The following is a 21,205-nucleotide window of genomic DNA, read 5'->3' on the forward strand; positions in this document are numbered from 1 at the left end:
CGACGCACTGCGTGCTCGGCGGTTTTTTCTTGTACCGTCCGTTTAGCGCTAAGCTGTCGAAACGGTCGGTGCGGAACTGGGTCCAAGGTTTGTCGGGGCGCGCGCTCCGACTGGCAGAACGGAGCATCGACATGTTGATCAAGAAGACGCTGCGCGCCATGCTTGCGGGCGACGACATCCCGCGCAGCGAAATCACGCCGCAAGCGGTGTTCGAGAACCGCCGGCGCATCCTGCAGGCGGCGGGCGCCGCCGCGGCGGGCGGGCTGGTCGGCGCGCACCGGCTCGCGCTCGCCGCGTACACGTCCCCGGAGCCGAAGGCGCGCAAGCTCGCCGCGCCGACCAATCCGAAGTTCGTCGTCCCGGAGAAGGTGACGTCGTTCAAGGACATCACGACCTACAACAACTTCTACGAATTCGGTACCGACAAGGGCGATCCGTCGCGCTACGCCGGCACGCTGCGGCCGCGTCCGTGGCGCGTGTCGGTCGAGGGCGAGATCAGGAATCCGAAGGTGTACGACATCGACGAGCTGCTGAAGCTCGCGCCGCTCGAAGAGCGCGTGTACCGGCTGCGCTGCGTCGAAGGCTGGTCGATGGTGATTCCGTGGATCGGCTTTCCGCTCGCCGAGCTCATCAAGCGCGTCGAGCCGACCGGCAACGCGAAATACGTGCAGTTCGTCACGCTCGCGGACCCGTCGCAGATGCCGGGGCTGTCCGCGCCGATCCTCGACTGGCCGTATTCGGAAGGACTGCGGATGGACGAGGCGATGAACCCGCTGACGCTGCTCACGATGGGCGTCTACGGCCAGGTGCTGCCGAATCAGAACGGCGCGCCCGTGCGGGTGATCGTGCCGTGGAAATACGGCTTCAAGAGCGCGAAGTCGATCGTGAAGATCCGTTTCGTCGACCGGCAGCCGCCGACGAGCTGGAACACGTACGCGCCGAACGAATACGGCTTCTATTCGAACGTCAATCCGAATGTCGACCACCCGCGCTGGAGCCAGGCGAGCGAGCGGCGCATCGGCGAGGACGGCTTCTTCACGCCGAAGCGCAAGACGCTGATGTTCAACGGCTACGGCGATTGGGTCGCGTCGATGTATCGCGGCATGGATCTGAAGAAATATTTCTGAGTACGGCGAATGGAGAACGACATGCAACCCACGACATTCGCCGGGACGACCGCGAACGCCGGCGCGCCGGGGCGCGCGCCGCGCCGTGACGCCGGCCGCGCGGGCGGCGCGCCGCGCTGGCTTGCGCCCGTGAAGATCGCCGTATTCGTCGCATCGCTGTACCCGCTCGCGCGCATCGTGTTCTTCGGGATGACCGACCGGCTCGGCGCGAATCCGATCGAATTCATCACGCGCTCGACGGGGCTCTGGACGCTCGTGTTCCTGTGCATCACGCTCGCCGTCACGCCGCTGCGGCGTCTGACGGGCGTCAACGCGCTGCTGCGGCTGCGGCGCATGCTCGGGCTTTACGCGTTCTTCTACGCAGTGCTGCACTTTACGACCTACGTTTGGTTCGACAAGTGGTTCGACGTGATGGACATCGCGAAGGACGTCGTCAAGCGCCCGTTCGTCACGGTCGGCTTCGCCGCGTTCATGCTGCTGATTCCGCTTGCCGCGACATCTCCGCGCGCGATCGCGAGGCGGCTCGGCCGGCACTGGCAGACGCTGCACAAGGCGATTTACGCGATCGCCGCGTTCGGCATCCTGCATTTCTGGTGGATGAAGGCGGGCAAGCACGATCTCGTGCTGCCGAAGCTGTACGGTGCGATCGTGCTCGTGCTGCTCGGCTGGCGCGTGGCCGTGTGGGCGCGGCAGCGGTGGCGTGGGGCCCGGGTGGGCGGGCGCGTGTCGTAAGCGAGACTTGCTCGGCGCGCGCGATTCGCGATTCGCGCGAGCGCCGTGGGCGGGATCGCGCGGCGCGCAAAAAGAAAGGCGATGTCCGGTTGGACATCGCCTTTTCCGATCGGGCCCGACAGGCCGCGGGCTTGGCGATTCAGCGAAGCGCCGAAGCTACGATTGGCCGAAGTGCCGAAGTGCCGAAGTGCCGAAGTGCCGAAGTGCCGAAGTGCCGAAGTGCCGAAGTGCCGAAGTGCCGAAGTGCCGAAGTGTCGAAGCGCCGCGCGAGCGAGCCGGTTCTCGATTACTGGCCGTCGGGCAAGACCGCCTCGCGCTCGAACAGGCTTTCGATCGTTTCGCGCGGACGCACCAGATAGGCGTTCACGCCGTCGACGATCACTTCGGCCGCGCGCGGCCGCGTGTTGTAGTTCGAGCTCATCGTGAAGCCGTACGCGCCCGCCGAGCGGATCGCGAGCAGATCGCCCGGCGCGATCGCGAGCGAGCGCTCGCGCCCGAGCCAGTCGCCGCTTTCGCAGACGGGGCCGACGATGTCGTACACCGCCGCCGCTACGTCCGTGCGCGGCTTCACCGGCTCGATCGCGTGAAACGCCTCGTACATCGCCGGACGCGCGAGATCGTTCATCGCCGCGTCGACGATCGCGAAGTTCTTCTCTTCGCCTTGCTTCAGGAATTCGACACGCGTGAGCAGAATGCCGGCGTTGCCGGTCAGCGAGCGGCCCGGCTCGAACCAGATTTCGCGATGGCCGTGGCCGCGCGCGTCGATGCGCTCGAGCACCGCGCGCACGTAAGCGCCGATGTCGGGCGGCGTTTCGGCGTCGTACGTGATGCCGAGCCCGCCGCCGACGTCGACGTGACGGATCTTCACGCCGTCCGCCTCGATCTGCTCCACGAGGTCGAGCAGCTTGTCGATCGCGTCGAGGTACGGGCTCAGTTCGGTGATCTGCGAGCCGATGTGGCAATCGATGCCGACGACGTCGAGGTTCGGCAGCGCGGCCGCCGCGCGGTACGTCGCGCGCGCGTCGTCGAACGCGATGCCGAACTTGTTCGCCTTGAGCCCTGTCGAGATGTACGGATGCGTCTTCGGATCGACGTCCGGATTCACGCGCAGCGACACGGGCGCGCGCTTGCCGAGCGACGCCGCGGCCGCGTTCAGCCGGTCGAGCTCCGGAATCGATTCGACGTTGAAGCACTTGACGCCCGCTTCGAGCGCAGCGCGCATCTCGTCCGCGCTCTTGCCGACGCCCGAGAACACGACATCCTGCGCGCGGCCGCCTGCGGCGAGCACGCGGGCGAGTTCGCCGCCCGACACGATGTCGAAGCCCGCGCCGAGCCGCGCGAACACGTTCAGCACGCCGAGATTGCTGTTCGCCTTCACGGCGACGTGAATCGACGCGCGGCGGCCCGCGCAGGCTTTCGCGTAAGCCTCGTAGGCGGCCGTCAGCGCGGCGCGCGAATAGACGAAGAGCGGGGTGCCGAAACGCTCGGCGAGGTCGGCGGCGCGGACGCGCTCGGCGTGGAGCGCGCCGTCGACATAGTCAAATGCAGCTTGAGTCATTTAGGATCGATCATTGGACGGAAGAAGCGCTCGGCGCGGGGGCCGCCTTCGGTGCGCGCTGCGTCGACAGGCCGGGCGACAGCGTGAGCGGCGCATCGGCGGCGCCGGATGCGCCGTTCTCGCGCGCCGAAGCCGTTTCCGCATCGGGCGTCACGTCCGACGGCGGCTGCGTCTGTTCAGTCGGCTTGGGCGGCAGCGGCGGCACGACCGGCATGTAGAGCGGGCCGCGCTGGCCGCAGCCCGCGAGCGCCAAAGCCGCTACAATCGCGCTCATCTGGAAAACGATACGCATGACCGTCCCTAAACAATTGAATCGATAGAGTTTAGCATGTCCGATACCGATTACCTGACCCTGGCCGAGGCCGTGCTGGCGGCCGTCGAGCGGTCGGTCGACGAAGCCAACGAAGGCGACGCCGACATCGATCTCGAGCGCAACGGCAGCGTGCTCACGCTCACGTTCGAGAACGGCTCGAAGATCATCGTGAACCTGCAGCCGCCGATGCAGGAAGTCTGGATCGCCGCGAAGGCGGGCGGTTTCCATTACCGGTTTGTCGACGGCGCGTGGCGCGATACGCGCAGCGGCCAGGAGTTATTCGCGGCGCTGACGGGCTACGCGACCCAGCAGGCCGGGATGCCGGTCACGTTCAGCGCGTGACGCGCGCGTCGGCGGGAGGGCGAAGGCGGCGCATCGAGCGCGAGCGCGGCCGAGCCGAGCCCATTTGGCAAGAAAAAAGCGGCCCGAAGGCCGCTTTTTCCTTTGGGGCGAACGGCGCTCAGTTGCCGCCGCGGAACAGGTTCATGATGTCCTGCTTCTCCTGCTCGTCGACGTGCCCGGGCACGACGCTGGCGGAATCGGGCGGCGCGGCCGGCATGTTCACGCCGACCGTCGAGACGAAGCCGTGGCCCGGCGTGAACTGACTGAAATACAGCTCGCCGCCGAGCGTCGCGACGCCGTCGGGCATCGGCATCTTGTATTCCGGCACGTTCTTCAGCGCGGGGCCCATGTAGTCGATCCACACGGGCAGCGCGAGGCCGCCGCCGGTTTCGCGATCGCCGAGGCTGCGCGGGCTGTCGTAGCCCATCCACGCGATCGCCGCGAGCGTGTGCTGATAGCCGCCGAACCACGCGTCGCGCGAATCGTTCGTCGTGCCTGTCTTGCCCGCGAGATCGGTGCGCTTCAGCACGTTCGAGCGCGCGCCCGTGCCGCGCTGCGCGACGCTCTGCAACAGGCTGTTCATCACGTACGCGTTGCGCGGGTCGATCGCGCGCGGCGCATTCTGCTCGGCGACGAGCGGCTGCGCGCGCGCGACCATGTTGCCGCTCGGATCGGTCACTTCGGCGATCAGATACGGATTGATCCGGAAGCCGCCGTTCGCGAACACCGAGAACGCGCCCGCCATCTGCAACGGCGTGACGAGGCCCGCGCCGAGCGCCATCGGCAGATAGGCCGGGTGGCGATCCGCGTCGAAGCCGAAGTGCGTGATGTATTGCTGCGCGTACTTGGGGCCGATGTGGTTCAGGATGCGGATCGACACCAGGTTGCGCGAGCGCTGCAGCGCGACGCGCATCGACATCGGGCCGTCGAAGCCGCCGCCGTAGTTTTTCGGTTCCCACGGCTGGCCGCCCGTTTCGGCGGCACTGAAGTAGAGCGGGCCGTCGTTGATGATCGTTGCGGGGCCGAGCCCCTTGTCGAGCGACGCCGAATAGATGAACGGCTTGAACGACGAGCCCGGCTGCCGCCAGGCCTGCGTCACGTGGTTGAACTTGTTCTTGTTGAAGTCGAAGCCGCCGATCAGCGAGCGGATCGCGCCGTCCTGCGGGACGATCGAAATGAACGCGCCTTCGACCTGCGGCAACTGGCCGATCGCCCACGAGCCGTCGTCGTTCTTGAACACGCGCACGATCGCGCCGGGGCGGATTCGCTTGTTCGGCTGCGCGTTCGCGGACAGCGAGCTCGCGGCGAAGCGGAGGTCGTCGCCGCTCACCGTCGCGTCGCTGCCGTTCGAGAACACGACGCGAATCTGTCGAGGGCTCGCTTCGGTGACGACGGCCGCGATCAGCTCGCCGTTGTCCGGATGGTCGACGAGCGCGTCGTCGATCGCCTGCTCGCGGTCGTCCGCGTTCGCGGGCAGCTCGATGAAGCCCTCCGGCCCGCGATAACCGTGACGACGGTCGTACGTCATCAGGCCCTTGCGCAGCGCGCGGTACGCGAGGGTCTGGTCTGCGGAATCGATCGTCGTGACGACGTTCAGCCCGCGCGTGTATGCCTCGTCCTTGTACTGCGCGTACATCATCTGCCGCACCATTTCCGCGACGTATTCCGCGTGCACGCTGTATTCGCGGCTCGCGCTCTTGATGACGAGCGGCTCGGCGATCGCCTCGTCGTACTGCTCGCGCGTGATGAAGTTCAGCTCGAGCATCCGTTGCAGGATGTATTGCTGCCGGACCTTCGCGCGCTTCGGATTCGCAACCGGGTTGTACGCGGACGGCGCCTTCGGCAGGCCCGCGAGCATCGCGGCCTCGGCGAGCGTCACGTCCTTCAGGTCCTTGTTGAAGTACGCGTGCGCGGCGGCCGCGAAGCCGTATGCGCGCTGCCCCAGATAGATCTGATTCATGTAGACCTCGAGAATCTGATCTTTCGTGAGCGCGCGCTCGATCCGGTAGGCGAGCAGCATCTCGTAGATCTTGCGCGTGTACGTCTTCTCGCTCGACAGGAAGAAATTGCGCGCGACCTGCATCGTGATCGTGCTTGCGCCCTGGGTCGCGTGGCCGTTCGTCAGTGCGACGATGCCGGCGCGGATGATGCCTGTCAGGTCTACGCCGCCGTGTTCGTAGAAGCGTGCGTCCTCGATCGCGAGCACCGCTTTCTTGAGCGAATCGGGCACGTCCTGCAGGCGGACGATGTCGCGGCGCTCCTCGCCGAATTCTCCGATGAGCACGTGATCGGCCGTGTAGATGCGCAGCGGCACCTTCGGGCGGTAGTCGGTCAGCGCGTCGAGCGACGGCATGTTCGGCGACGCGACGACGAGCGCGTAGCCGAGCACGAGCCCGGCGCAGACTGCGAGCGCCACGCACACGCCTGCGACGCCGAGCACGAGCGTCAGCCACAGTGGGCGGCGGCGCGGTTCGGGCGGGGGAGGCGGGGACGTAGGATTCGTAGATTGCATAGGCATACCAGAAAAACAGTCCCGCGATTATAGCCGCCCGGTTTTACCGGACTCCGGAAGGGTTCCGGATGGGAACCGGCGCGCCGCGGCCGGGCGGCGTGCCGACGATTCATCGTAGCGCGCTTGCGGCCCGACGGCGCACGCGTTGGCCGTTCGGCAGACTCCCGGCGCGCCGGCCGGCTTCGCAAAATGGCTCCGTAACGTGCCTCGACGGGAGGCGCGCTCATGGAGGACTGGGATGCAACAACGTTCGTGGTGGTCGATCGGCCGGCGCTTCGCGGCGGGGATCGACGTGAACCGGCGCGCGGTGCGGATCGCGGTGTTGAGCCGGCGCGCTCGCGGCGGCACGGTGCGGCTCGAGGCGCTCGACGCGGAGCCGTTGCCGGCCGGCGTGTTCGACGAGTCGGCCGACGCCGATTGGACGGCCGTCGCCGCCGCGATGACCGCGGCGTTCGACCGGGCGCCGCAGGTGCGGCGGGCGGGCGTCGCGCAGCGAACGATCGCGGGCGTGATGGCGCTGCCGGACGGCGCATTCTCGACCGCGACGCTCGCGTGGCCGCGCGAAGAAGCCGGGGCGGCCGTCGAGCCTGCCGTGCGTGCGGCGGCCGAGCGGCTCACCGGGCTCGCGCGCGACGCGCTCGCGGTCGACTGGTGCGTCAACGACGCCGCCGCGACGCGCGAGGTGGCGTTCGCGACCGCGGCGCACGTGCATCTCGACGTGCGGATCGAGGCGGCCGCGTCGGCCGGCATCGAACTCGTCGCGATCGACGGCGAGCCGCTCGCCGCATTGCGGGCGATGCGCCATGTTGCCGCGCGCGAGATCGACGAAGGCGAGCCGTATCTCGGTGTCTGGATCGGTGAGAGCGGTGTGCATGGCTGGCTCGTGTCGGCTGGCGCGGTCACCGCGCAGATTCGCTATCCCGCGCCCGAGCACGCGGATCTCGCGGATGCGCTGCGCGAGCTTGCCCGGGCCGGTGCTCCGCGCTGCGCATTCGTCGCCGGCGATCCGGAATGGCTCGGCGGCGCGCGGATCTCGCTTGCCGACGTCGGCGATCTGCTCGGCTGCATCGTGTTGCCGTTCGAATGCGCGGCCTGCTGGCCGCTCGGCGCGGTCGACGACGGGTTTGCACGCTCGCCGGGTTTCGCCGTGGCGTTCGGGCTTGCGTTGCGCGGGGTGTTCGAATGACGCCGAGCACCGCGAGCGGCGCGGTGCCGCGTGATCCGAGGATGCGGCGCGCGTGGCTGGGCGGCTTCAATCTGCTGCCGTACCGGGCGCGCGATGTCCGCCGGGCGCGGCGGCGCGTGCTCGGCGAATTGACGGCTGCGGCATGCGCGGGGCTCGCGGGCGCCGCGCTTTGGCGCGTCGGCCGCACGTTCGAGCGCGCGCGTTTCGATGCGCAGCGTGCGCTGATGGAGCGTCGGCTCGCCGCTTGGGCGCCGCAACTGAAAGAAGCGGAGCAGGCGGCGCGCTTGCGCGACGCCGAGCGCGAACGCGCGGCGCTGGCTGCCGAGCGGGCCGGGCCGCGCGCGCGCACGGTCGAGCTGTTCGATGCGCTTCGGCAACTGCGTTACGACGGCGTGCGGCTGCGCTCGATCCGCTGCGACGGGCGCGGTGCGTTGCTCGAAGCGAGCGCGCTCGATCCCGCATCGGCCGAACGATGGCTGACGGAGCTCGACGCAGCACGGCGCGGCTGGACGATGGAGGTCGCGGGGCTGCAGGCAGTGAGAACTGCGTGGGGGCGCGATGCGGACGGTGGCCGGTCGCTCTCTTTCTCGGTGCGAATTCGCTGGCCCGGCGTGACGCATGGCCGTGTCGCGAGCGTTGCGGCACGTCTACGGGCGGCGGCACGGGAGGGCGCGTGAGCATGTCGGCTGAACGATCGGCGGCGTGGCTCGCCTGGCGGCGATTGGCCGATTCGCACGTGCTGTCGGGTTTCGCGTGGCGCGCTTCGGCGGGCGCGGCGCTCGCCTGCGGCGTGTTGGCGTGGGGTGTTTACGTCGGCCGAGACGCGGACTGGGGCGGCGTGGAACGAAGCCGGACGGCGCTTGAAGCGGTCGCGTCGCGTGAAGCCCGCGCGCGGCGGCTCCTGGCCGAGCCGTCCGCGCGACCTGCGTCGCCGGCGCGCGCCGGCCGCCTGCCGGGCGAACGGCAGACGCCTGCGGATTTCGCGTTGCGGCTCGCCGGCCATGCGGACGCGAGCGGGCTGCGGGTGCGCAAGCTCGAACGGCTCGAAGGCGCGCGCGCGGGCGAGGGCGAGGGGCGTGACGACAGCGGCGTCTACGCATTTGCGATCAGCGCGGAAGGCGACTTCGGCGCGCTGTGCCGCTTTCTGTCGGGGCTCGCTGCGCTGCCCGCGCTCGCGGTGCCGGTCGCGTCGAGCGTCAAGTGCGACGGCGGCGCCACGATGCTGGACGCAACGCTCGACGTGTGGCCGGCATTGCCGGGCGGTGGCGACGAGCGGCCTGCCGATGCGCGCGAGGCGCCGCTCGCTGATCCTTTTGCCGCGATGCCGATGCTGGCGGCCGAAGACGCAGCCGACGCCGCGCGGCTCGTCGGCGTGATGCGCGATCGGCGCAGCGGGCTTGCGCTATTCGAGCGCGGCGATGCCGCGTGGTCCGTCGCGCCAGGGCAGTTGATCGGCGGCGGGCGTCTCGCCCGGCTTCGCGCCGACGGCGTCACGCTTGCGACGCACGGCGGCGGGCGTCGCGAGATGACGGTAGGCGGAGCGACGGGATGATGCGCGGATTCGCTCTACTTTTGGTGGGGTGTGCGATCGGAGCGGCGGATGCGGCCGCCGCGTCGTTGCCGCCTCTGCCCGCAGGCGGGCCTGTCGGGTGGTCGGCGAGCATGCCGGGTGGTGCTGCCGGCCGTGCGCCGTTGCCGGAGGTTGCCGTGTCGACATGGCGAAACGACTTCGCGAGCACGTCCGCGGCGGCATCGCTGCCGGACATGGGCGGCGAGGGCGAGCCAACGGGCGAATTCGCCGACGATGCGCCGCGGGCCGGCACGTCCGCAGCCGGAGCGGAGGCGCCGGCTGATTCGGCCGCGGCCGGCGTCGCATCGGCAAGCGGACGGGCGCCGGGTTCTGCACGAGCGGCGGACGCCGCGCTGGAAGGGCCGCCCATCCCGCTCTCGCCCGAGCAGCGAATGAGCGACGAGCGCCGTTCGCCGTCGCCGCCGCCGCCGCCGCCGAGCGCCGATGCCGCGACGGTTCCTCACGATGTCGCTGCCGAATCAGACGACGATCGCCCGATTTCCCTCAATCTGCAACAGGCGAGCCTCGCCGCGGTCTTCGACGCGTTCGCGCGATTCACGGGCCTCAATATAGTCGTCAGCGAGCGCGTGCGCGGAACAGTGTCGTTGCGTTTGAACGATGTGCGCTGGCGCAGCGCGTTCGACGCGCTCCTGGATGCGCACGGTCTCGCGATGGCGCGGCGCGGCAGCGTGATATGGATTGCGCCTGTCGCGGAGCTCGCCGAGCGTGAGCGCCTGCGTTTCGATGCGCACGCGCGCGCCGCGGAGCTGGAGCCGCTTTCGAGCCGCAGCTTCGTGCTCCGTTATGCGCGAGCGGCCGATGTGCAGCGCCTGCTTGCCGGCTCGGCCGGGCAGCGGATTTTGTCGAAGCGCGGCTCGGTGCTGGCCGATCCTCGGACGAATCTGCTGTTCGTCACCGATATGTCCGGGCGTCTCGCGCAAATCGCCGATCTGATCGGCCAGCTCGATACGCCGTCGCGACAGGTGTTGATCGAAGCGCGGATCGTCGAGGGCGACCGCGGGTTCTCGCGCAATCTCGGCGCGCGCCTCGCGCTGCGTGCGCCCGACGCGGGCGACCGCGCGACGGGTGTCGTCGCCGGCCGAGGCGGCACGTTGGCCGACCTCACGGCAAGGCCGATCGGCGGATTCGACGCCGCCACTGCCGGCCTCACGCTGTTCGCCGCGCGCGCGAGCCGCCTGCTCGATGTCGAGCTGAGCGCGCTCGAGTCGCAGGGGCGGGGACAGATCGTGTCGAGCCCGCGCGTCGTGACGGCGGACCGGACCAAGGCCGTCGTCGAGCAGGGCGCCGAGCTGCCGTACCAGGCGAAGGTCGGCAACGGCGTGTCGGGCGTTCAGTTCCGGCGTGCGACGCTCAAGCTCGAAGTCGAGCCGCAGATCACGCCCGACGGGCGTGTGATTCTCGATCTTGACGTGGCGAAGGACAGCATCGGCGAGGAGACCGCATCCGGCCCCGCGATTCATACGAAGCACGTGCAGACGCGCGTCGAGGTCGAAAACGGCGGAACCGTGTCGATCGGGGGGATTTTCGAGAGCGACGACCGCGACGATGTGACTCGGGTGCCGCTCTTGGGCAAAATACCGGTGTTGGGCGCGCTTTTCAGGCACCGAGCACAGCGCGCGCAGCGCAGCGAACTCGTCGTCTACATTACGCCGACCGTCGTGATCGGGCCCTGAACCCCATGGGAGCCAGGCTCGACAAGGCAGGCGCTTTGCCAGTAAGCTGCGCGACACACTCATTGAAGCAGAGGACGCCGTTGCAAGCGCGGGACCCACACGTGAACGTAATTTTCGTCGGGCTCATGGGGGCGGGTAAAACCACCGTGGGCCGGGCGGTCGCGCGCCGGCTCGACAGGCCATTCTTTGATTCGGATCACGAGATCGAGGCGCGCACGGGTGCGCGCATACCGGTCATCTTCGAGCTCGAAGGCGAGACGGGCTTTCGCGAGCGCGAGGCGCAGATGATCGCCGAGCTCACGCAGCGCGAGAACATCGTGCTTGCGACGGGCGGCGGCGCGATCCTGCGTGCCGAGAACCGCAAGCTGCTTCGCGAGCGCGGCCTCGTCGTCTATCTGCGCGCGAATCCGCACGACCTCTGGCTGCGCACGCGCAAGGACAAGAACCGCCCGCTGTTGCAAACCGACGATCCGAAAGCCAAGCTCGAAGCGCTGTACGAGGCGCGCGATCCGCTCTATCGCGAATGCGCGCACTTCGTCATCGAAACCGGCCGTCCATCCGTCAACGGGCTCGTCAACATGGTGCTGATGCAGCTCGAGATGGCGGGCATCGTCGCCAAGCCAATACAAGCATGATTACCGTCAACGTCGACCTGGGCGAGCGCGCCTATCCGATTCACATCGGCGCCGATCTGATCGGCCGCACCGAACTCTTCGCGCCGCATATCGCCGGCGCGTCGGTCACGATCGTCACGAACGCGACCGTCGATCCGCTCTATGGCGACAAGTTGCGCGCGGCGCTCGCGCCGCTCGGCAAGCGCGTGTCGACCGTCGTGCTGCCCGACGGCGAGGCGTACAAGAACTGGGAAACCCTCAATCTGATCTTCGACGGCCTGCTCGAGCAGCACGCGGACCGCAAGACGACGCTGATCGCGTTGGGCGGCGGCGTGATCGGCGACATGACGGGCTTCGCGGCCGCGTGTTACATGCGTGGCGTGCCGTTCATCCAGGTGCCGACGACGCTCCTGTCGCAGGTCGATTCGTCGGTCGGCGGCAAGACGGGCATCAATCACCCGCTCGGCAAGAACATGATCGGCGCGTTCTATCAGCCGCAGGCGGTGATCGCCGACATCGGCGCGCTGTCGACGCTGCCCGATCGCGAGCTCGCGGCGGGCGTGGCCGAGATCATCAAGACAGGCGCGATCGCCGACGCGGAATTCTTCGATTGGATCGAAGCGAACGTCGATGCGCTCAATCGGCGCGATCCGGATGCGCTCGCGCACGCGGTCAAGCGCTCGTGCGAGATCAAGGCGAGCGTCGTCGCCGCGGACGAGCGCGAGGGCGGCTTGCGCGCGATCCTCAATTTCGGCCACACGTTCGGGCACGCGATCGAGGCGGGGCTCGGCTACGGCGAGTGGCTGCACGGCGAGGCGGTCGGCTGCGGGATGGTGATGGCGGCCGATCTGTCGGTGCGCACCGGCCATCTCGACGAAGCGTCGCGCGCGCGGCTGCGCAAGGTCGTCGAGGCCGCGCACCTGCCCACGCGCGCGCCCGATCTCGGCGACGCGCGCTACGTCGAGCTGATGCGCGTCGACAAGAAGGCGGAGGCGGGCGCGATCAAGTTCATCCTGCTCTCGCGCTTTGGCGAGACGATCATTACCCAGGCGTCGGACGACGCCGTATTCGCGACACTGGCGGCCGCTACCCAGTAACGCGAAGCGGGCCGATCCGGCGCATTTGACGTGGAGGACACGACACGGTGAGCGAAATACCCGGCGGCATTCCGCGCGACACCCGCGACGCGCCGCCCTCGCAAGCGGGCGGCGAGCAGGCGATTCCCGTCGCCGCGCCGACCACCGCCGCGCTCGAAGCGCATCTCGCGCCGTATGCGGCGCACGCGTCGCAGTCGCGCGGCCGGCGCCATCCCGAACCGCCGCCCGCCGCGCGCACCGAGTTCCAGCGCGATCGCGACCGCATCGTGCACTCCACCGCGTTCAGGCGCCTCGAATACAAGACGCAAGTGTTCGTGAACCACGAAGGCGACTTGTTCCGCACGCGTCTCACGCATAGTCTCGAAGTCGCGCAGATCGCTCGTTCCGTCGCGCGCAACCTGCGCCTGAATGAAGACCTCGTCGAAGCGATCTCGCTCGCGCACGATCTCGGCCACACGCCGTTCGGCCATGCGGGGCAGGACGCGCTCAACGCGTGCATGCGCGACTACGGCGGCTTCGAGCACAACTTGCAGAGCCTTGCCGTCGTCGACGAGCTCGAAGAGCATTACGGCGCGTTCAACGGCCTGAATCTGTGCTTCGAGACGCGCGAAGGGATTCTCAAGCATTGCTCGCGCGAGAACGCGCGCAGGCTCGGCGAACTCGGCGAGCGATTTCTGCAGGGCCGGCAGCCGTCGCTCGAGGCGCAACTCGCGAACATCGCGGACGAAATCGCTTACAACAATCACGACGTCGACGACGGCCTGCGCTCGGGCCTCATCACGATCGAGCAGCTCGCCGAAGTCGAGCTGTGGCAGGGCCATTACGAAGCCGCGCTCGCCGAGTATCCGCATCTCGAAGGCCGCCGTCTCGTGCACGAGACGGTGCGCCGGATCATCAACACGCTGATCGTCGATCTGATCGACGCGACCACGCGCAATCTCGTGCGGCACGCGCCGTCGTCGCTCGACGACGTGCGCGCGGCGCCGCCCCTCGTCGCGCACGGCGAGCGGATCGCCGCGCAGGCGGCGGCGCTCAAGCGCTTCCTGTTCAAGAACCTGTACCGCCACTATCGCGTGATGCGGATGGCGAGCAAGGCGCAGCGGGTCGTCACCGGCCTCTTCAACGCGTTCACGAGCGACCCGCGCCTGCTGCCGCCCGATTACCAAGCGGCCGACGCCGCGCAGCAACCGCGCCTCGTCGCGCATTACATCGCCGGCATGACCGATCGTTTCGCCCTGAAAGAGTATCAACGCTTGTTTGTCATAGACGAAAACTAGACTGTCCGGCTTGCCGGGTCCGGCGCGGGCGCAGCGGTGGTGCGGCGCGCGTTGTCCGGACTGAGGAGAAAAGGAGAGAGGTCCATGAAATACAAGACGCTGGTTCGTTCGCTCGCGTGCGGGGGCGTGCTTTGGTTCGGCGCGCAGCAGGCGGCGTGCGCCGCCACCGAAATCCAGTTCTGGCATGCGATGGAGGCGGCGCTCGGCGAGCGCGTGAACGAGATCGCCTCGCAGTTCAACGCGTCGCAAAGCGATTACAAGATCGTGCCGGTCTTCAAGGGAACCTACGACCAGGCGCTCGCGGCTGGCATCGCCGCGTACCGCAGCGGCAACGCGCCGGCGATCCTGCAGGTGTACGAAGTGGGCACGGCGACGATGATGCAGGCGAAGAAGGCGGTGCTGCCCGTGTCCGACGTGTTCCGTCAGGCGGGCGTGCCGCTCGACGAGAAGGCGTTCGTGCCGACGATCGCGAGCTACTACAGCGACGCGAAGACGGGGCGCCTCGTGTCGATGCCGTTCAACAGCTCGACGCCCGTGCTGTACTACAACAAGGACGCATTCAAGAAGGCGGGCCTCGATCCGAACCAGCCGCCGAAGACGTGGGCCGACGTGAAGGCCGACGCGGAAAAGCTGAAGAAGGCGGGCTACGCGTGCGGCTACACGACGGGCTGGCAAGGCTGGATTCAGCTCGAGAATTACAGCGCGTGGCACGGCCTGCCGTTCGCGACGCGCAACAACGGCTTCGACGGCGCCGACGCGACGCTCGATTTCAACAAGCCGCAGCAGATCGCGCACATCCAGTTCCTGCAGGACATGGCGAAGGACGGCACGTTCACGTACGTCGGCCGCAAGGACGAGGCGACCGCGAAGTTCTACAGCGGCGACTGCGCGATCATGACGACCTCGTCCGGCGCGCTGGCGACAGTCCACAAGTACGCGAAGTTCGACTTCGGCACCGGGATGATGCCGTACGACGCGAACGTGAAGGGCGCGCCGCAGAACGCGATCATCGGCGGCGCGAGCCTGTGGGTGCTCGCGGGCAAGGACCCGGGCACGTACAAGGGCGTCGCGAAGTTCCTCGCGTATCTGAGCTCGCCCGCCGTCGCCGCGAAGTGGCACGAGGACACGGGCTATCTGCCCGTGACCACGGCCGCGTACGATCTCGCGCGCGAGCAGGGCTTCTACGCGAAGCATCCGGGCGCGGACACGGCCATCAAGCAGATGATGAACAAGCCGCCGCTGCCGTACACGAAGGGGTTGCGGCTCGGCAACATGCCGCAGATCCGCACGATCGTGGACGAGGAGCTCGAACAGGTGTGGGCGCAGAAGAAGACGCCGAAGGCGGCGCTCGATTCGGCCGCCGCGCGCGGCGACGAGTTGCTGCGCCGCTTCGAGAAGTCGGGCGGTTGAGCCTGCGCCGCCGGCGTGCGTCGTCGCCGGCGCGGCCCTTTCGCGCGTGCGGTTTCGCGAGCGAACGGGTTGCGCCGGCGGCCGCGCCCGGCGGCATTCGTCTGACTTCCGTCCGTTCGGAATCCTGCTGATGACACCCCATTCCCGTTTCGGCGCGAGCGCGCTGCCGTACCTGCTCGTCGCGCCGCAGCTCGCGATTACCGCGATCTTTTTCCTCTGGCCGGCGGGCGTCGCGCTCTGGCAGTCGACTCAGATGCAGGACGCGTTCGGCACGTCGAGCGAGTTCGTCGGCTTCGCCAATTTCGCACACCTGTTCGCCGATCCGCTCTATGTCGAATCGTTCAAGACGACGCTCGTGTTCAGCGCGAGCGTGACCGTCTGCGGGCTCGTCGTGTCGCTCTTGCTCGCCGCGTGCGCCGATCGCGTGATCCGCGGCGCTCGCGCGTACCGCACGCTCCTCATCTGGCCGTACGCGGTCGCGCCGACGATCGCCGCCGTGCTGTGGGCGTTCCTGTTCAACCCGAGCATCGGCGTGATCACGTATGTGCTCGCGCGCGCCGGCATCGTCTGGAATCACGCGCTGAACGGCGGCGAGGCGATGCTGCTCGTCGTGATCGCGTCGGTGTGGAAGCAGGTCAGCTACAACTTCCTGTTCTTCTATGCGGGGCTGCAGGCGATTCCGCGCTCGCTGATCGAGGCGGCCGCGATCGACGGCGCGGGCCCCGTGCGGCGCTTCTTCCACATCGCGCTGCCGCTGCTGTCGCCGACGAGTTTCTTCCTGCTCGTCGTCAATCTCGTCTATGCGTTCTTCGACACGTTCCCGGTGATCGACGCCGCGACCGCGGGCGGCCCGGGCCAGAGCACGAAGACGCTGATCTACAAGATCTACGCGGAAGGCTTCCAGGGGCTCGACATCGGTAGCTCGGGCGCGCAATCGGTGGTGCTGATGGCGATCGTCGTCGCGCTGACGGTGGTCCAGTTCCGCTTCGTCGAACGCAGGGTGCAATACGCATGATCGAAAATCGCAAGGGCTTCGACCTGTTCTGCCATGCGGTGCTGATCGCCGGAATCGTCGTGATCGTGTTTCCGGTATACGTCGGCTTTTGCGCGGCGACGATGAACGCGCGCGAGGTGTTCACGGTGCCGCTCTCGCTCGTGCCGAGCACGCATCTTGTCGAGAACGTCACCGCGATCTGGCAGCGCGGCAGCGGCGGCATGACGACGCCGTTCGGCACGCTGCTCGTCAACAGCATCGTGATGGCGCTCGTGATCGCGGCGGGCAAGATCGCGGTGTCGATCCTGTCCGCGTACGCGATCGTCTATTTCCGCTTTCCGCTGCGCAACGCCGCGTTCTGGCTGATCTTCGTCACGCTGATGCTGCCCGTCGAGGTGCGGATCTTCCCGACCGTGCAGGTGGTGTCGACGCTGCATTTGACGAACAGCTACGCGGGCCTCACGTTGCCCCTCATCGCGTCGGCGACGGCGACCTTCCTGTTCCGGCAGTTCTTCATGACGCTGCCCGACGAGCTCGTCGATGCCGCGCGCATCGACGGCGCGGGGCCGCTGCGCTTCTTCTGGGACGTCGTGCTGCCGCTGTCGAAGACGAGCATCGCCGCGCTGTTCGTGATCACCTTCATCTACGGCTGGAACCAGTATCTGTGGCCGATCCTGATCACGACCGACGCGTCGCTCACGACGGCCGTCGTCGGCATCAAGTCGATGATCGCGAGCGGCGACGCCGCGACCGAATGGCATCTCGTGATGGCGGCGACGCTCGTCGCGATGCTGCCGCCCCTCGTCGTCGTGCTCGCGATGCAGCGCTGGTTCGTGCGCGGTCTCGTCGATTCGGAAAAATGAAACGCAATCTGGAGGATGTCGGAGCATGGCCGCGCTGAGCTTGAAGGGCGTCAGGAAAAGTTACGACGGCGCGCAATACGTGCTGCACGGGATCGACGTCGACATCGCCGACGGCGAGTTCGTCGTGCTCGTCGGGCCGTCGGGTTGCGGGAAATCGACGCTGTTGCGGATGATCGCCGGCCTCGAGACGGTGACGGAGGGCGAGATCGCGATCGGCGGGCGCGTCGTCAACGCGCTCGAGCCGAAGGATCGCGATATCGCGATGGTGTTTCAGAACTACGCGCTGTATCCGCACATGACGGTCGCGCAGAACATGGGCTACGGGCTCAAGATTCGCGGCGTCGAGCGCGCGCTGATCGACGCGCGCGTGCAGGCGGCCGCGCAGATCCTCGAGCTCGGGCCGCTGCTTGCGCGGCGGCCGCGCGAGCTGTCGGGCGGGCAGCGGCAGCGGGTCGCGATGGGGCGGGCGATCGTTCGCGAGCCGGCGGTGTTCCTGTTCGACGAGCCGCTGTCGAACCTCGACGCGAAGCTGCGCGTGCAGATGCGCCTCGAGATCCAGCGGCTGCACGCGCGGCTCGCGACGACGAGCGTCTACGTGACGCACGACCAGATCGAGGCGATGACGCTCGCGCAGCGCGTGATCGTGATGAATCGCGGCTACGCGGAGCAGATCGGCGCGCCCGTCGACGTGTACGAGAAGCCGGCGACGACGTTCGTCGCGAGCTTCATCGGCTCGCCCGCGATGAACCTGCTGCACGGGCGGCTGTCGGAAGACGGCGCGACGTTCGAGGTTGCGGACGGCGGCCCCCGGCTGCCGGTAGCGGGCGCCGCGGGCGTGGGCGGCGAGGTCGCGCCGGGGCGCGAATGGATACTCGGCGTGCGGCCCGAGCACATGACGCCGCAGCCGGGCGCCGCGCCCGCGACGCTCGCGGTCGATTCGTGCGAGCTGCTCGGCGCGGACAATCTCGCGCACGGCCGCTGGGGCGCGCGCGACGTCGCGGTGCGGCTGCCGCACGCGCTGCGTCCGGCGCGCGGCGAGACGCTGCCCGTCGCGTTGCCTGCGCAGCATCTGCATTTCTTCGATCCGGCGACGGGCAAGCGCGCCGGCTGATTCGATCGGCCGAGTTCACAATCCACTGGTCCACTGGTCCACCGCTTCCGACGAGACTGCGATGACGATCCTGCAAGCCTGGCCTTATCCGCGCGTGGTCGCGCACCGCGGCGGCGGCGCGCTGGCTCCCGAGAACACGCTCGCCGCGCTCGACACGGGCGCGCGCTACGGACACTCGATGGTCGAATTCGACGCGAAGTTGTCGGCGGACGGCGTCGCGTTCCTGCTGCACGACGACACGGTCGAGCGCACGTCGAACGGCGCCGGGGCCGCGTGCGAGCTGCGCTACGCGGCGCTCGAGGCGCTCGACGCGGGCGCGTGGTTCGACGCGCGTTTTTCCGGCGAGCGGATGCCGACGCTCGCGCAGGCGGCAGCACGGTGCGCCGCGCTCGGCCTCATGGCGAACGTCGAGATCAAGCCGTGCCCGGCGCGCGACGAAGAGACGGGCCGCGTCGTCGCGGCGGAGGCGGCCGCGCTGTGGCGCGACGCCGCCGTGCCGCCGCTGCTGTCGTCGTTTTCGGCGCAGGCGCTCGGCGCGGCGCGCGCGGCCGCGCCGGAGCTGCCGCGCGGGATGCTGTACGAGGAGATCCCGGCCGATTGGCTGGAGCAGACGCATCGGCTCGGCTGCGTCTCGCTGCACGCGCATCACGCGCAATTCAACGAGGCGCTCGTGCGCGACGTGAAAGCGGCGGGGTTGCGCATTCTCGCGTACACGGTGAACGATCCCGTGCGGGCGCGCGAACTTGCGGATTGGGGCGTGGATCTCGTCTGCACGGACCGGATCGACCTGATTGGCCCGGGCCTCGCCGGCTGGGAAGGATGAAACCGACGGTTTGCGCGCAACGCGCGAACGAAACCGCTCCGGCGGGGCCCCGCCGGAGCAAGAGGTGATGGCCGCCTCGTAACCTCAAGAAAATTCCGCTACAAATTGCAGCGGAATTAACCATTCCCCAAATATTCGACTACGCTTAGAAACGGTAGCCGATGTTCAGGTAGGTCACGATCGGATTCAGCGTGATCTTCGCTTGCGAGGTCTGCGTGAGCGTGCCGATCGGCGTCGGGCGCTGCGTCGTCAGCGTGGCCGTCAGGCTGACGGGGATGTACGACACCGACAGCCCGCCGAACCAGTGATCGGTGAAGTTGTAAGTGAAGCCTGCATTGAAAACGGGCGCCCACTGATTGCTGGTCTGCACGCTGGTCGGGCCGCCGAGCGCGCCGCGCTCGAATGCGCTGTTGGTGATCTTCGCGCCGGTGAACCAGATGTACGACGCGCCGATGCCGACGTAAGGCCGGAACTTCGCCTTCGCGTCGTTGAAGTAGTACTTGAGGAGGAGCGCCGGGCTCCATTGGTAAGCATGGCCGAGCACGCCGAACTGTTCGAGCGAGCCTTTGCCGTTCAGATTGAACCTTGGCGGGATCCCGGCGACCAATTCAGTGGCGATGTGATCCGTCACGAAGTAGCCGGCGGCGAAGCCGATGGTGTCCGCATTGTCGATGCCCGCGCCCGTGTTGGGCACCTCGTGATTGACCGGCGTGCCGCCGACGTTCATGACCTTGAGCGGATCGCTGCTGTCTTGAGGCGCGAGATGGAACCAGCCGGTCGTGACGTAGAAGCTGCCTGCGGATTGCGCGTGCGCCGTGCTCGCGGCTGCCGCGAAAGCGAGCGCGACGGCCCCCGTAATGGCCATTTTTTGTTTCATCCTTTGTCTCCTCCGATAAAAGGCGTGCTCATTATGACGACGGTGTTTCAAACAGGACAGAGTTGTAAGCTAGAGCGTTTTCCCTAGAATTCGCACGACCGTACGTATTCCCGCACCGCGGCGGGCTTTGGCGCGGACGCACTTATACGAGCCTTCGGGTATTTCCTAACGCGATCAAATGGACATTCAGCATGGCACGGCTAGCACGACTTTACGTACCTGATCAGCCGCAGCACGTGATTCTACGCGGCCTTGATCAGCAACCGGCGTTCGTCGACGACCAGGATTACGAATTATTCATCGATTGCCTGAAGGCGGCGGCGCGCGATCATCATCTGGCGGTGCACGCATACGTGCTGCTGCCGCGCCAGGTCCAGCTCCTCGTGACGCCGAGCGACGAGGCGAGCCTGCCGAAGGCGATGCAGGCCGTCGGCCGTCGCTACGTCGCGCATTTCAACCGGCGCTATTCGCGGCGCGGCACGTTGTGGGAAGGGCGCTATCGCGCGACCGTCATCGAGGGCGAGCGCTACTTCCTGCTCGCGAGCCGCGTCGTCGAGATGAGCCCGGTGCGCGCGCAGCTCGTGACGAGCGCGGACGCGTACCGCTGGTCGAGCTATCGGCATCACGTCGGCCTTACCGTCGACAGCCTGATCACCGACCACCCACTCTACTGGGCGCTCGGCAACACGCCGTTCGAGCGACAGCGCGCGTACAAGGAGCTGTGCGAGCAGCCGCTCGACGAGCGTCAGGCCGATCAGCTCCAGCAGGCGACGTTGAAGGGCTGGGTGCTCGGCGGCGAAACCTACCGCGAATGGGCGGCGCGCACCGCGAACCGGCGCGTGTCGCCGCTGCCGCGCGGACGGCCCCGCAAGGTGCGCGAGAACACGCCGCCCATCCAGCAGTGAGCGCGCGGGCGGCGCGGCGCGAGGCGGCATCCGTGGATGCCGCTCATTTTTGCCCCATTTTGATGCAGCCCCAATAAAATGATGTGATCGTGCACCAAGTTTGTAATTGGGGATCGAACATCGGGATTTAGTTGCTATTCCTTTGATTCGTCGCGTATATTCCGAATTCCGGCAATCGCAGCCCCACCCATTCCTGCACC

The 21,205-nt window shown here is 67.9% G+C and carries 20 protein-coding genes; 16 read left to right on the forward strand and 4 right to left on the reverse strand.

Features of this window, described 5'->3' with window-relative positions; genetic code table 11:
* The first annotated feature begins 131 nt into the window (after positions 1-131).
* Entirely contained in the window at positions 132-1,127 is a 996-nt protein-coding gene (gene msrP, locus WT60_RS02155) for a protein-methionine-sulfoxide reductase catalytic subunit MsrP (protein ID WP_059577376.1), read from the forward strand.
* 9 nt (positions 1,128-1,136) lie between these two features.
* Positions 1,137-1,859, forward strand: a complete 723-nt coding sequence (gene msrQ / locus WT60_RS02160; protein WP_038749669.1) for a protein-methionine-sulfoxide reductase heme-binding subunit MsrQ — start codon at positions 1,137-1,139, stop codon at positions 1,857-1,859.
* Positions 1,860-2,145: 286 nt separating this feature from the next.
* Here msrQ and lysA read toward each other — a convergent pair whose 3' ends face one another.
* Together lysA and WT60_RS02175 are read right to left on the reverse strand one after the other, a co-directional pair.
* Positions 2,146-3,417, reverse strand: a complete 1,272-nt coding sequence (gene lysA / locus WT60_RS02170; RefSeq protein WP_060355897.1) for a diaminopimelate decarboxylase — start codon at positions 3,415-3,417, stop codon at positions 2,146-2,148.
* 10 nt (positions 3,418-3,427) lie between these two features.
* On the reverse strand, positions 3,428-3,709 hold the full coding sequence (locus WT60_RS02175) for a lipoprotein (protein ID WP_038749673.1): 282 nt from the start codon (positions 3,707-3,709) through the stop codon (positions 3,428-3,430).
* A 36-nt stretch (positions 3,710-3,745) separates the two neighbouring features.
* On the opposite strand from WT60_RS02175, the gene cyaY reads away from it, so the two are divergent.
* Entirely contained in the window at positions 3,746-4,072 is a 327-nt protein-coding gene (cyaY, locus tag WT60_RS02180; protein WP_038749675.1) for an iron donor protein CyaY, read from the forward strand.
* Positions 4,073-4,190: 118 nt separating this feature from the next.
* Here the strand turns inward: cyaY and WT60_RS02185 are convergent, their stop codons facing one another.
* Positions 4,191-6,584 carry a penicillin-binding protein 1A gene (locus WT60_RS02185; RefSeq protein ID WP_081989679.1) on the reverse strand — a complete coding sequence of 798 codons (2,394 nt, stop codon included), beginning with the start codon at positions 6,582-6,584 and terminating at the stop codon, positions 4,191-4,193.
* Between the two features lie 238 nt (positions 6,585-6,822).
* On the opposite strand from WT60_RS02185, the gene pilM reads away from it, so the two are divergent.
* The 12 genes from pilM to ugpQ all read left to right on the forward strand — a co-directional run bounded on the left by pilM (position 6,823) and on the right by ugpQ (position 19,223).
* Entirely contained in the window at positions 6,823-7,770 is a 948-nt protein-coding gene (pilM, locus tag WT60_RS02190) for a pilus assembly protein PilM (protein WP_060355896.1), read from the forward strand.
* Positions 7,767-8,447, forward strand: coding sequence for a hypothetical protein (locus WT60_RS02195; RefSeq protein ID WP_038749680.1), 681 nt, complete (start codon positions 7,767-7,769; stop codon positions 8,445-8,447). The genes pilM and WT60_RS02195 overlap by 4 nt, the downstream gene beginning before the upstream one ends.
* Before the next feature lie 62 nt (positions 8,448-8,509).
* Positions 8,510-9,322 (forward strand): hypothetical protein, encoded by an 813-nt coding sequence (locus WT60_RS02200; protein WP_060355905.1) that lies wholly within the window; start codon positions 8,510-8,512, stop codon positions 9,320-9,322.
* A complete protein-coding gene (pilQ, locus tag WT60_RS02205) occupies positions 9,319-11,034 on the forward strand; it encodes a type IV pilus secretin PilQ (protein WP_059577374.1) in 1,716 nt (571 codons plus the stop codon). The genes WT60_RS02200 and pilQ overlap by 4 nt, the downstream gene beginning before the upstream one ends.
* Before the next feature lie 80 nt (positions 11,035-11,114).
* A complete protein-coding gene (locus WT60_RS02210; RefSeq protein WP_060821402.1) occupies positions 11,115-11,669 on the forward strand; it encodes a shikimate kinase in 555 nt (184 codons plus the stop codon).
* The gene (gene aroB / locus WT60_RS02215) at positions 11,666-12,745 is read left to right on the forward strand and encodes a 3-dehydroquinate synthase (RefSeq protein ID WP_038749685.1); all 1,080 of its coding nucleotides are present in this window, start codon (positions 11,666-11,668) and stop codon (positions 12,743-12,745) included. Before WT60_RS02210 ends, aroB begins: the two co-directional genes overlap by 4 nt.
* Before the next feature lie 47 nt (positions 12,746-12,792).
* Positions 12,793-14,022, forward strand: a complete 1,230-nt coding sequence (locus tag WT60_RS02220) for a deoxyguanosinetriphosphate triphosphohydrolase (RefSeq protein ID WP_059577368.1) — start codon at positions 12,793-12,795, stop codon at positions 14,020-14,022.
* A gap of 84 nt (positions 14,023-14,106) precedes the next feature.
* Positions 14,107-15,432, forward strand: a complete 1,326-nt coding sequence (gene ugpB, locus WT60_RS02225; RefSeq protein WP_038749692.1) for a sn-glycerol-3-phosphate ABC transporter substrate-binding protein UgpB — start codon at positions 14,107-14,109, stop codon at positions 15,430-15,432.
* A 130-nt stretch (positions 15,433-15,562) separates the two neighbouring features.
* Entirely contained in the window at positions 15,563-16,447 is an 885-nt protein-coding gene (ugpA, locus tag WT60_RS02230) for a sn-glycerol-3-phosphate ABC transporter permease UgpA (protein ID WP_038749694.1), read from the forward strand.
* A complete protein-coding gene (ugpE, locus tag WT60_RS02235; RefSeq protein WP_059671511.1) occupies positions 16,444-17,289 on the forward strand; it encodes a sn-glycerol-3-phosphate ABC transporter permease UgpE in 846 nt (281 codons plus the stop codon). The genes ugpA and ugpE overlap by 4 nt, the downstream gene beginning before the upstream one ends.
* A gap of 25 nt (positions 17,290-17,314) precedes the next feature.
* The gene (locus WT60_RS02240) at positions 17,315-18,400 is read left to right on the forward strand and encodes a sn-glycerol-3-phosphate import ATP-binding protein UgpC (protein ID WP_059577364.1); all 1,086 of its coding nucleotides are present in this window, start codon (positions 17,315-17,317) and stop codon (positions 18,398-18,400) included.
* Positions 18,401-18,461: 61 nt separating this feature from the next.
* The gene (ugpQ, locus tag WT60_RS02245) at positions 18,462-19,223 is read left to right on the forward strand and encodes a glycerophosphodiester phosphodiesterase (protein ID WP_060355895.1); all 762 of its coding nucleotides are present in this window, start codon (positions 18,462-18,464) and stop codon (positions 19,221-19,223) included.
* A 145-nt stretch (positions 19,224-19,368) separates the two neighbouring features.
* Here the strand turns inward: ugpQ and WT60_RS02250 are convergent, their stop codons facing one another.
* Positions 19,369-20,100, reverse strand: coding sequence for an OmpW family outer membrane protein (locus WT60_RS02250; protein WP_038749704.1), 732 nt, complete (start codon positions 20,098-20,100; stop codon positions 19,369-19,371).
* Between the two features lie 191 nt (positions 20,101-20,291).
* Between WT60_RS02250 and WT60_RS02255 the strand changes: the two genes are divergently transcribed.
* On the forward strand, positions 20,292-21,005 hold the full coding sequence (locus tag WT60_RS02255) for a transposase (protein WP_004196743.1): 714 nt from the start codon (positions 20,292-20,294) through the stop codon (positions 21,003-21,005).
* The last annotated feature ends 200 nt before the right edge of the window (positions 21,006-21,205 follow it).

The organism is Burkholderia sp. MSMB617WGS (assembly GCF_001532025.2).
GTDB lineage: Bacteria > Pseudomonadota > Gammaproteobacteria > Burkholderiales > Burkholderiaceae > Burkholderia > Burkholderia savannae.